Below are 10,814 nucleotides of genomic sequence, written 5' to 3'. Positions count from 1 at the left end.
TCAGATCGCCGTGGCCGTGACACGCCGTCCCGCGTTCTGGCTGTGGGCGGCGACCTGCCTCGCCGGGGCCTGGACCGCGTGGCGGGGGCTGGACGCGGTGGTGCGGGCGTTCCCGGTGGGGTCGGCCCTGACCCGGCACGGGCTCAGTACCAGTTGTTGCGCTGCCAGAAGGCCCACGCGCCGCACGGGTCGCCGTAGCGGGCCTTGATGTAGCCGAGCCCCCACGCGATCTGGGTGGGGGAGCTGGTGCGCCAGTCGGCCCCGGCGCTCGCCATCTTGCTGCCGGGCAGCGACTGCGGGATGCCGTAGGCGCCGCTGGACGGGTTCTCGGCCCGCTCGTTCCAGTTGCTCTCGTGCTCCCACAGCGTCAGCAGCGACGGCCAGCAGCGGCTCCACCCCTTGAGGGCGTTCATCTTCTTGCCGTACGCCTTGTTCTGCGCCGCGCTCGGGTTGGACCTGGCGAGCCGCTCGCGCTCCTGGCGGGCCTTCAGCTCCGCCCGCGCCTTCGCCTCGCGCTCGGCCTTCTCCTTGAGCCGCTTCAGCTCGCGCTGGTGCTCCAAGTAGGCGCGCTTCTTGGCGGCGGCGATCGCGTCGGCGGCGACCGGGTCCATGTCGGACGCCGACGTCAGCTTGGCGAGCATGTCGTTGGTCGACAGTCCAGCGGCGGCCATCTTCGGGGGTTTGGAGTCGTCCTCGACGAACCGGTCGATGTCCACCAGGACGACCGCGGCCCCGACCGCGCCGATCGCGACGGCCGTGATGGTGACGTTGCTGGTGAGCGCCCGCCGCAGCCGCCGCTTCTTCTCGGGGCGGAACCCGTCCGGCCCGTACGGGCCGGGCTGGTGGGACTCGGCGGAGTCCCGGGGCAGGGGGACCTCGGCGCGCCGCCTGCCGGCGCCGTGACTTCCGCGCTTGCCGCGACTCTTTGGCATAGGAGAAGCCTGCCTTATCGCCCGGGGAACGTGTCGTCCTGAGGGAGGTACGCCGACAGGGTGACACACGGTTCACCCGTCCTGCTCACCGCCCGCGCTCACCCGTCCGGGCCGGCCCGGCCCCGCCCGCCGCCCGGATTCAGCAGCTCCACATCGCCCGCCGCCAGCCGCGCGGGCTGCAGCGACTCGAAGATGTGCCGGTGCATGCCGCCGAACACCGCGAGCTCCCCCTCGGGGGCCTCCAGCGCCAGGCTCACCTCGTTCACCCGGTCGCGGCCCGCCGCGGTGATCTCGACGAGGGTGGCCCGCCGGTCGCGCGGATGCGGGGCCCGGGTGACCAGGCCCACGGCCTCCAGCTGGTCGGCGGTGAGCTTCACGGTCGTGGGGTGCATCATCAGGATCCGCCCGAGCGAGCTCAGCCGGGACCGCCCGCGGTTGGACAGGGCGAGCGTCGTCAGCAGGAAGTACCCGGTCCGGGTGAGGCCGAGGCGCTTCAGCTCGACCTCAAGCGCCTTCGTGAGCAACTGGTTGAGGCGCCCGACGGCGCAGATGGACATGAACGGCCATGGACCGCCGTCCAGGCCCTGGTCCTCCCAGCGGTCCCTGACGCCCATGACCAGCGGGTCGATACCGTCGTCCATCTCGTCTTCCGCCTCGTCGGCGACGTCGCGTCGCGCCCCGGTTCGCACCGGCCGATCGTAGCTTCGGACAAATCAACATGTAAGTACTCGCTTCTTAGACCTTCTTCCAATAGAGTGCCTCAGATCACAGCGGTACCCAAGTGCTTGCTAGGGCGCCCGGGGCCGCGGGTGATCCCGGTCTCTGCCGAGACCAAGGCGGCGCGAACCAGAGCAGGTACGAGGGCGCCGCCCGTGGCCCGGCGGATGCCGTGCATCGGATGGGCGCCGACGTCCGAGACCGAGGGAGGCTTCATGGCCCTTCGTGAGCCCGCGTGGCGGGGATCGCCCCCGCGTGGCGGCCCGCCCCCGCCGGGGACGCGGGTCCCGCCGCAGGAGGTCGCCGGCTGATGGCGGTGAGCCTGACGAAGGCCCCCGATCTGGCGCGCAGACGCGTCGGGCGAGCGCTCGACGAGACCGGGCTGCTGTGCGTGACCCTCCTGGAGGGCCTCCGCCGCACCTGGGACGTCCGCCAGTGGTGGGGCGAGTTCATCGAGCAGTGCTGGTTCCTCGCCCGCGTGACGAGCGTCCCGGTCATGCTGATCGCGGTGCCGCTCGGCGCCACCATCTCGCTGCAGGTCGGCGACATCGCCCGGCAGCTCGGCGCGCAGTCGGGGACGGGCGCGCTGCTGACCGCCGCGATGATCCAGCAGGTGGCGCCACTGGCCGCCGCGCTGCTGGTCTCCGGTGTCGGCGGCTCGGCGATCACCGCCGACATGGGCGCCCGCAACATCCGCGACGAACTCGCGGCCATGGAGGTCATGGGCATCAACCCGATCCACCGCCTGGTCACCCCCAGGCTGTGGGCGGCGAGCATGGTGTCCGGGCTGCTCTGCTCGGTGGTGATCCTGGCGGGCGTCCTGGGCGGCTACTACTTCAACGTCATCCAGCAGGGCGTCAGCCCCGGCGCGTTCTTCGACGGCGCCACCACCCTGCTCCAGTTCTCGGACCTGATGATCACCCTGTTCAAGGCGTGGGTGTTCGGGTTCATCGCGGCCTCCGTCGCCTGCTACATGGGCATGAACTGCGACTACGGCCCGGTCGGTGTGGGCCGCGCGGTGAACAAGGCGGTCGTCGTCACCTCGATCGTGGTGTTCGCGACGAACTACATCCTCACCATGATCTACCAGGTCCTGTTCCCCCCGAGGTTCTGATGGTCGCCATATCCCCCGTCCGCAAGCTGGGCCGTGCCGTCAGGGTCCGGACCGCCGGGCTCGCCATGTCGGCGCAGCTGCCGGTCTTCCTCGGCAGGGTCCTCTACCACCTGTTCGTCGACATCATCTTCAAGCGCAAGTACGGCAGGACGCTCGCCAAGCAGGTCAGCGACATCACGGTCGGCGTCGGCGCGCTCGTCATCGGCGGCGGCATGATCTTCGTCATCGCGACGATGTCGCTGGCCACCGGCGCGATGGTCGGCCTCCAGGGCTACCCCGGGCTGGAACGCATCGGTGCGGAGGCGTTCACCGGGCTCGTCGCGAGCTACTCCAACGTCCGCGAGGTGACCCCGATCATCGCGGGCGTCGCGCTCGTCGCCCAGGTCGGCACCGGCTTCACCGCCGAGATCGGCGCGATGCGGATCTCCGAGGAGATCGACGCGCTGGAGGTCATGGGCATCAACTCCCTGGCCTACCTGGTGTGCACCCGGGTCGCCGCCGGCGTCATCGCGCTCGTCCCGCTGTACCTGGTCTCGCTGTTCATGGCGTTCTTCGCCACCAGGTTCATCACGATCCAGTACTTCGGGCTTTCGCCCGGTATCTACGACTACTACTTTCACCTCTACCTGCCGCCGATCGACGTGTTCTACAGCGTCATCAAGGTGGCGGTGTTCGCCTTCATCATCATGTTCATCCACTGCTACCGCGGCTACTACGCGGCGGGCGGGCCGGTAGGCGTCGGCGTCGCCGCGGGCCGCGCGATCCGGGAGTCGACCATCTTGATGATCCTCATGAACCTGGTCCTGTCCTACATCTTCTGGGGCCACGGCAGCACAGTGAAGTTGACCGGATGAGCGAGGAGACACTGTCCGCCCGCTCCCGGACGATCTTCGGTCTGGTCGGCGCGGGCGTCATCGCGGCCAGCGCGGTCCTCGTGGCCGTGGGGACGACCCCGTCGCACGGGGGCTCCACCTACTACACCGCGACCTTCGACCGGGCGGGCCAGGGCCTCGACCCCGGCAAGTCGGACGTGAAGATCCGCGGCATCGCGGTCGGCAACGTCGACGAGCTCACGCTGGAGGACAGCGGCCGCGTCAAGGTCCGGTTCCGCGTGGACGAGGGCATCAAGGTCGCGAGCACCACGACCGCGGCCATCGAGCCGGTGTCGGTGTTCGGGCCCAAGGACCTCGTCCTGGACCTCGGCGCGAACGAGCTGAACGGACCGTTCCTGAAGGACGGCGGGACGGTCGCCAAGACCCAAAACCCCGAGGAGCTGTCCGACACCGCGTGGCCGGCCTTCGAGCTGACCAAGGCGATCAACCCGGACGAGGTGGCCACGATCCTGCACACCTTCGGCGCCGGGCTCTCCGGGGAGGGGCCGGCGCTGCGCCGCACGATCGACAACGGGGCCGAGGTCGTCGACGCGACCTACCGGGACCGGGCGGCGATCAACGCGCTGCTGCGCAACGTCAACGGGCTGTCGGACACGCTCGCGTCCCGCGGCGACGCCATCACCGGCATCACCGCCGACTTCAACCGGATCTCCCAGGTCGTCACCGAGCGGCCGGACAAGATCGAGCAGCTGCTCGGCCAGACCGGCGAGCTCGGCGACAAGGTCGGCAACACGCTCCAGGCCCGCGGCGCCGACCTCGGCTCGATCATCGACAACGGCGGCGACGCCGTCGCCGTGGTCAGCGACGAGCGCCGCAACCTGCCGGTGCTGATGGACGGCCTGATCGGCTTCTTCGGCCTGCTGTCGCGGATCATCCGCGTCCCCGGGCCCGAGGGCAGGACGATCGCCCAGGCGCGGGCCACGCTGCCGCTCGACATGTGCAAGATCTTCGTCGACGCCTGCACGCCCACGCGCGGCGGGGGGCGGTCATGAAGTCGCGGCTGCGCGGTAGGACCGCGCGCGGGCCCGAGTCGGCCACGGTGCTGAAGTTCCTGGCGTTCGTGGCCGTGACCGGGGTGCTGACCTTCTACATCGGCCAGATGATCCTCGGCACGAGCTTCCGGGACCGCTACGAGCTGACCGCGACGTTCGACGACGTCACCGGCCTGCTGGAGGGCGACGACGTGAAGGTCGCCGGCACGCCCGTGGGGCGGGTCGAGGGCATCGAGGTCGTCCGGGGCAAGGCCGTCGTCGAGATGCGGATCGACCGGGAGGTCAAAGTCCCGACCGACTCCACCGCCGCGATCCGCTGGCGCAACGTGATGGGCCAGCGCGTCATCTACCTGGAGCCCGGCAGGGAGCAGAGCAAGCTCGGCCCCGGCGACCGCGTCCCGCACACCAGGTCGGTCGTGGACCTCGGCGCCATCGTCAACGCGCTCGGCCCGCTGACCCGCAGCCTCGACCCCAACCAGCTCAACAAGATCCTCTTCTCCTTCTCCCAGGCGCTGGAGGGCAACGAGCAGAACATCTCCCTCCTGAACCACAACCTGGACGCGCTGCTGCAGACGTTCGCGCTGCGCAAGAAGACCATCGAGGGGATGATCGACAACTACGAGACGGTGAGCCAGGCGGTCGCCAAGCGCGACCAGCAGATCGCCGCCAGCGTCGACAACCTCGAATCGCTGACGACGGTGTTCGCGAACAACCGCAAGCTCCTTGAGGACGCCATCGTGGAGATCGGCGGAGTCACCACCAACCTCAACGCCGTGCTCGGCGGCCAGGACGCCCAGCTCGCCCGGATCATCGACAACCTCGGCCTGTTCGCCGAGACGTTCCGGCTCAACGTGAAGCAGCTGGAGAAGATGGTCCAGCAGCTCCCGCTGACGCTGCGGCAGCTGTTCGCCGCGACGAACGGCGGCCACTTCCTGCGCTCGAACGCGCTCTGCCTGAACATCGAGCAGGGGCCCTGCCCCTTCGAGATGAGTCTGCCGCAGGCCCCCGGGACCGACGCGCCCACCCAGGACGAACTCGCCAAGCTGCGCAAGATGCTGCAAGGGGGTGGCTGATGGCGCTCCCATCCCTGCGCGACGTCAACCACAAGATCGTCGCGATCGTCACGCTCGCCGCGCTCGGCGCCGGCTGCGTGTTCGCCTTCGCGGTCGGCCAGCTCCACCTGTTCGACCGGGGCTACACGATGAGCGGCGAGTTCAGCGACGTCGCCGGCCTGAAGAAGGGCCAGGACGTGCGGATCGCCGGCGTGAAGGCCGGCCGCGTCACCGACGTCAAGCCCGACTTCGCGCGCGGCAAGGTCATCATCACCTGGCACATGAACGCCGGGATGGACCTCGGGCCGCAGACCCGCGCCGAGATCCAGACGACGACGCTGCTCGGCGGCCGGTACCTGCGGCTGACCGGCCCGGTCGCCAAGCCCTACATGGCGGACGTGCCGGAGTCCAAGCGCCGGATCCCGCTCGGGCGCACCAGCGTCCCGTTCACCATCCCGGAGGCGCTGGAGGGCGCGCAGAACATCGTCGGCAAGCTCGACCAGGAGAGCGTCGACAAGCTGCTCACCCAGATCAACCAGATCGAGTCGCCGGGAGCGAAGAAGCTGCACCGGATCCTGACCAACATCCAGGAGCTGTCGCAGATGCTCAACGACTCCTACCCGGAGATCGAGCGGCTGATCGAGAGCAGCAAGACCATCACCGGCACGCTGGCGGCCAAGGACCAGCAGCTCCACCAGATCATCACCGCCAGCCAGACGCTGCTCGACACCCTGGTGCGGCGGCGCAACGAGCTGGCCTCGACGATCGGGCAGGGCAGCCGGACGGTCCAGACGCTCTCCAACGTGATCTCGCAGAACCAGAAGAAGCTGGACAGGCTGCTGGACAACCTGCACCTGCTGACCACCCGGCTCGCGCCCAACATGGACGCGCTGAACACCAACTTCTCGCTGCTCGGCCCGACGTTCGCGCAGGTCGCGAAGCTCAAGGGGAACGGCCGCTGGGTGGAGGGCCTGATCACCGGGCTCGGGCCGCTGCAGCCGGTCGGCCCGCACTCCACGCCGCGCAACGCCGGGGGAGGCAACTGATGAGGGCGAGAACCGTCGCCGCCGCACTCGGCCTCGCGCTGACCGCCTCCCTCGGCGGGTGCTCGCTCGTCCCGGCCGCGAGCGGCGACCGGACCATGGTCGTCTACGTCCCGAAGGCCCGCTCCTTCTACCCGGAGTCCAAGGTCAAGGTCATGGGCGCCGACGTCGGCCTGGTCGACACGGTCGAGAACCAGGGCGACAAGGTCAAGGTGACGTTCCACCTGGACCGGGACGTCCCGCTCCCGAAGGGGGTGCACGCGTCGATCGTCCCGCTGAACCTCATCGGCGAGCGGAACCTCGTCCTGCACCCGGCGTGGCAGCCGGGCCAGCCGAAGGAGACCGCGGACGTCATCCCCCTGGAGCGGACCCACGTGCCGGTCGAGGTGGACGACGCGCTCAGCTCCTTCACCAACCTCGCCAACGCGCTCGACCCGACGAAGATGCAGTCCGCGCTCGGCACCGCCGCCGAGACCCTCGACGGCACCGGCCGGCAGTTCAACGCCACCCTCGAACAGAGCGCCCGCCTGGTGGAGAACGTCGCCGGGCAGGACAAGGAGCTGATCGAGGTCGCGCGGAACCTGGACCGGCTCGCCGGGGTCGTGCGGGGACGCGAGGAGGTCCTCGGCTCGCTCATCCGGGACTTCGGGGAGGCGTCCCGCGTGCTCAGCGCCGAGCGGGGCGAACTGCAGCAGCTCATCAAGGCCGTCCTGGACCTGGCCAAGAACGGTGACCGGCTGCTCCAGAAGTACAAGGGGCAGCTGCCGTACGACCTGGCCGTCCTCACCAGGACCGCGCTGATGCTCAAGGGCAACACCAAGCAGATCGCCCAGCTGGTGGGGGCGCTGCCCGACGTCGGCGACGCGCTCCTCGGCGGCTACCACCACGACACCAAGTCGCTGCACATCAGGTTCGCCACCGACGCGTTCCTGCGGACGTGGCTGAAGAGCCTGATGAACACCGACGACGTCGGCTGCCCGCTGCCCCCGCCCAACTCGAACTGTCCCTGGGACAACGGAGGCAACTGATGGGCCGGACCGTACTCGTGCTCGTCGTCGCCATGGCCGTGGCGCTCACGGGCTGCTCCTACCAGACGGCCGGCGCCCCGAAGGGCGACCTCACGCTGACGGCCACCTTCACCGACGTGCAGCAGCTCGTCGCGGGCCACAGCGTCAAGATGTCCGACATCACGGTCGGCAGCGTCACCAAGGTCGAACTGTCGGGCTACAAGTCGAAGGTGACGCTGTCCATCGAGGACGACATCAAGATCCCGGAGGGCACCGTCGCCGAGATCAAGGTGACGTCGCTGCTCGGTGAGAACTACGTGGACCTGCGGATGCCGCCGGGCAAGAGCATGAACGCCGGCCCCTTCCTCGCCGACGGCGCGGTGATCGCCAACACCAGCGTCCAGCCGTCGTTCGAGCAGGTCGTCGGGCAGGCGGGGCCGCTGATCGAGGCGCTGGCGGGCGACGACGTGGCCACCGTCGTCAACGCCGGGGCCACCGCGCTGGACGGCAACGGCGAGAAGCTCAACAAGACGATCGCCCAGGCGAGCGGCCTGCTCAAGATGTTCGCCGACCAGCGCCGCGAGCTGGGCGACTCGGTCGACCGGTTCGCCCGGCTCGGCCGGTCCCTCGCCGCGGGCGGCGACGCGCTCGACCAGGCGCCCGAACGGCTGGAGCGCACCACCCGGCTGCTGAACGACAACAAAGAAGAGATCATCCAGACGGTGGACCGGCTCACCCACCTGGCCCGCCAGCTGAACGACAAGGTCCTGGAGCGGCGCATCGGCCGGTTCCGGGCGCTCCTGGCGGACCTGGACCCCGTCCTGCAGTCGCTCGGCGGCAACCGCAAGCGGCTCACGGAGCTGGTGAACGGCCTGGTGACCTTCACCGACAAGCTGCCCCAGGCCAGCTACGACGGCCAGCTGCTGCTCTACCCGATCCTCCGGTTCCTCTGGCCGGACGGGTCGCCGGTCGACCCCGACGCCGACTACCCGACCAATACGGCGAGGACGAGCGGGACCAAGGTTCCGGAGGAGCTCAAGGGCGCCCTGCCCGGCATCGAGAACATCCTGGAGCCGCGCCGATGAGCACGAGAATCACGATCAACCTGGCGGTGTTCGCCGCGCTCGCCGTGGTCATGGTGGTCTGGGCGTTCAACAACGTCATCCGGTTCGACTTCATCGACCGCCCGTACCACATCACGGTGGAGTTCGAGTCGTCCCCGGGCCTGCACCCGAACTTCGAGGTCGACTACCTCGGCCTCCGGATCGGCAAGATCGACTCGGTGGACCTGGTGAAGGACAAGGTCGTCGTCCGGCTGGACATCGAGCGGGGCGTCAAGATCCCGCAGGGCGTCACCGCCGCCGCGGCCCGCAAGTCCGCGGTCGGCGAGCCCGTCGTGGAGCTGACGCCGGCGCCCGGCAAGACCGACGCGCCGCCGATGAAGCCCGGCTCGCGCATCCCGGTGTCGCAGACGAGCGTCCCGCCCAAGTACGGGGACCTGTTCGGCGCCGTCATCGACAGCCTGGAGGCCATCGACCCCGACGACGCCAGGGTCGTCACGCACGAACTGGCCGAGGGCCTGTCCGGGCGGGAGCAGTCGCTGCAGCAGGTCATCCACGGCGGCGACCAGCTCACCTCCACCTTCGCCCAGAACACCGAGCTGCTCGACGGGCTGACCGACGACCTCGCGAAGATCACCCGCGTGCTGAACCAGAACCGCGGCTCGCTCGGCACGGGCATCGACAACCTCGCCGCGCTGACCGCGGCGCTCAGCCAGGTCCGCGGCGAGCTGGCGGAGCTGCGCGACGACGGGCCCGGCCTGCTGGCCACGGTCAACGACCTGCTGGACGAGACCGGCCCCGACTTCGAGTGCACCGCCGAGGTGCTCGGCAACTGGGGGCTCAAGCGGCACAACCCCGCGGTCCTGGCGGACCTGCGGGAGACGCTCGCGAAGGCGCCGGACCTCAACGTCGTCCTGGACAACGTGGTGGGGACCGACGAGGGCGCCCCGATCCTGAACATCTACTTCGAGCTGACGCTGAACACCCCGGCGACGCTGGAGTACGACCGCCCGCTGCCGCAGCCGCTCGCGGACAAGATCCCGAACTGCCCGGACGGCCGTTCCCCGGCCGCGATCGGCCAGAAGCCCTTCAAGGCGAAGAACCCGGGTGAGACGATCCCGACCCACAACCCCGCGCTCGACCAGCGCGAGCTCCAGGCGGAGAAGGCCGCGAACCGCGAAGACTCTTCTGGCGGGCCGCCGATGTGGCTAATGTACGTTCCCCCGGTCATCGCCCTGCTGGTGCTGATCAGGGTCATGATGGGCTCGGTGCCCGTGGTGTCCCGCCTGAGCCGGTTCCGCCGGCCCAAGGACTGACCCAACCCCGAGGAGTGCCCGAAGTGACAGCCAAGACCGGCAAGGACGAGGCCGGCAAGGACACGGCCGACGAGGTCGAGGCGGCGACCGAGGAGACCCCGCGGACCGAGCCGCGCCCCGCCGCCAAGCGCAAGCGCCGGGTGCGGGTCATCGAGGTGATCGACGACGAGGACCTCGACGAGGTCCTGGAGGCCCTGGACGCCGAGGAGGACGACGAGGCTGAAGAAGAGCCCGCCGCCAAGGCCGCGAAGAGCACGAAGGCCGCGAAGCCCCGCCCGGCCCGCCTCGAACCCCCGGAGGAGGACGAGGAGGAGGCACCGAAGAAGGTCTCGGTCCGCAAGAGCACCGCGCCCGCCGAGCCGGCCGAGGACGAGGACACCGATAACGCCCCCGCCCGACCCGGGATCCTCGGCCTGACCACGGTCCAGGCCGTCGTGATCGTCGTCCTGGTCGCGCTGCTCGCGAGCCTCGGCATCTGGCAGTGGCGGACCGCGAGCGGCCTGTCGTCCGAGGCGGACGAGCGGGAGGCCGTCCGCAAGGTCGCCGCCGCGTACGGGGACGTCGCGTTCAACTACAACGCGCAGAACTACCAGGGGCAGGTGGACAAGGCCCAGAAGCTCATGGGCGGCGACCTCCTGGAGAGCTACAAGGCCAACACCCTTCCCCAGCTGGGCGAGACGTTCAAGC

Annotated in this window: 11 protein-coding genes; 9 read left to right on the top strand and 2 right to left on the bottom strand. The window is 69.7% G+C overall.

Going from position 1 to position 10,814, the window contains the following annotated elements:
• Positions 1-143 precede the first annotated feature (143 nt).
• Positions 144-932: a lytic transglycosylase domain-containing protein gene (locus E1200_RS34975; RefSeq protein ID WP_131954653.1), complete on the bottom strand. Its 789-nt coding sequence runs from the start codon at positions 930-932 to the stop codon at positions 144-146.
• A gap of 98 nt (positions 933-1,030) precedes the next feature.
• Positions 1,031-1,621, bottom strand: coding sequence for a MarR family transcriptional regulator (locus tag E1200_RS25750; protein ID WP_243708831.1), 591 nt, complete (start codon positions 1,619-1,621; stop codon positions 1,031-1,033).
• 338 nt (positions 1,622-1,959) lie between these two features.
• Here E1200_RS25750 and E1200_RS25745 point away from each other — a divergent pair, with 338 nt between their 5' ends.
• The 9 genes from E1200_RS25745 to E1200_RS25705 form a co-directional block, all read left to right on the top strand.
• Positions 1,960-2,763: an ABC transporter permease gene (locus E1200_RS25745; RefSeq protein ID WP_131954652.1), complete on the top strand. Its 804-nt coding sequence runs from the start codon at positions 1,960-1,962 to the stop codon at positions 2,761-2,763.
• A complete protein-coding gene (locus tag E1200_RS25740) occupies positions 2,763-3,617 on the top strand; it encodes an ABC transporter permease (RefSeq protein WP_131954651.1) in 855 nt (284 codons plus the stop codon). Before E1200_RS25745 ends, E1200_RS25740 begins: the two co-directional genes overlap by 1 nt.
• A complete protein-coding gene (locus tag E1200_RS25735; RefSeq protein WP_131954650.1) occupies positions 3,614-4,648 on the top strand; it encodes an MCE family protein in 1,035 nt (344 codons plus the stop codon). The genes E1200_RS25740 and E1200_RS25735 overlap by 4 nt, the downstream gene beginning before the upstream one ends.
• Entirely contained in the window at positions 4,645-5,721 is a 1,077-nt protein-coding gene (locus E1200_RS25730; RefSeq protein WP_165950459.1) for an MlaD family protein, read from the top strand. Before E1200_RS25735 ends, E1200_RS25730 begins: the two co-directional genes overlap by 4 nt.
• The gene (locus E1200_RS25725; protein ID WP_131954649.1) at positions 5,721-6,746 is read left to right on the top strand and encodes an MlaD family protein; all 1,026 of its coding nucleotides are present in this window, start codon (positions 5,721-5,723) and stop codon (positions 6,744-6,746) included. The genes E1200_RS25730 and E1200_RS25725 overlap by 1 nt, the downstream gene beginning before the upstream one ends.
• Positions 6,746-7,771, top strand: coding sequence for an MCE family protein (locus E1200_RS25720; protein WP_131954648.1), 1,026 nt, complete (start codon positions 6,746-6,748; stop codon positions 7,769-7,771). Before E1200_RS25725 ends, E1200_RS25720 begins: the two co-directional genes overlap by 1 nt.
• Positions 7,771-8,835, top strand: a complete 1,065-nt coding sequence (locus E1200_RS25715) for an MCE family protein (protein ID WP_131954647.1) — start codon at positions 7,771-7,773, stop codon at positions 8,833-8,835. Before E1200_RS25720 ends, E1200_RS25715 begins: the two co-directional genes overlap by 1 nt.
• Positions 8,832-10,127 (top strand): MCE family protein, encoded by a 1,296-nt coding sequence (locus tag E1200_RS25710; protein ID WP_131954646.1) that lies wholly within the window; start codon positions 8,832-8,834, stop codon positions 10,125-10,127. Before E1200_RS25715 ends, E1200_RS25710 begins: the two co-directional genes overlap by 4 nt.
• A gap of 23 nt (positions 10,128-10,150) precedes the next feature.
• A partial coding sequence (locus E1200_RS25705) for a hypothetical protein (RefSeq protein ID WP_207933544.1) occupies positions 10,151-10,814 on the top strand: 664 nt, incomplete at its 3' end.

The organism is Actinomadura sp. GC306 (genome assembly GCF_004348665.1).
Taxonomy (GTDB): Bacteria; Actinomycetota; Actinomycetes; order Streptosporangiales; family Streptosporangiaceae; genus Spirillospora.
Note: the sequence above shows the minus strand (reverse complement) of the source record. Positions and strands in the feature narration are given on the sequence as shown.

Excerpts from the sequence above, each read along its gene's own strand:
- E1200_RS25735 (WP_131954650.1), top strand. The coding sequence starts at position 3,614 with ATGAGCGAGGAGACACTGTCCGCCCGCTCCCGGACGATCTTCGGTCTG.
- E1200_RS25710 (WP_131954646.1), top strand. The coding sequence starts at position 8,832 with ATGAGCACGAGAATCACGATCAACCTGGCGGTGTTCGCCGCGCTCGCC.
- E1200_RS25720 (WP_131954648.1), top strand. The coding sequence starts at position 6,746 with ATGAGGGCGAGAACCGTCGCCGCCGCACTCGGCCTCGCGCTGACCGCC.
- E1200_RS25725 (WP_131954649.1), top strand. The coding sequence starts at position 5,721 with ATGGCGCTCCCATCCCTGCGCGACGTCAACCACAAGATCGTCGCGATC.
- E1200_RS25730 (WP_165950459.1), top strand. The coding sequence starts at position 4,645 with ATGAAGTCGCGGCTGCGCGGTAGGACCGCGCGCGGGCCCGAGTCGGCC.
- E1200_RS34975 (WP_131954653.1), bottom strand. The coding sequence starts at position 932 with ATGCCAAAGAGTCGCGGCAAGCGCGGAAGTCACGGCGCCGGCAGGCGG.
- E1200_RS25715 (WP_131954647.1), top strand. The coding sequence starts at position 7,771 with ATGGGCCGGACCGTACTCGTGCTCGTCGTCGCCATGGCCGTGGCGCTC.
- E1200_RS25745 (WP_131954652.1), top strand. The coding sequence starts at position 1,960 with ATGGCGGTGAGCCTGACGAAGGCCCCCGATCTGGCGCGCAGACGCGTC.
- E1200_RS25740 (WP_131954651.1), top strand. The coding sequence starts at position 2,763 with ATGGTCGCCATATCCCCCGTCCGCAAGCTGGGCCGTGCCGTCAGGGTC.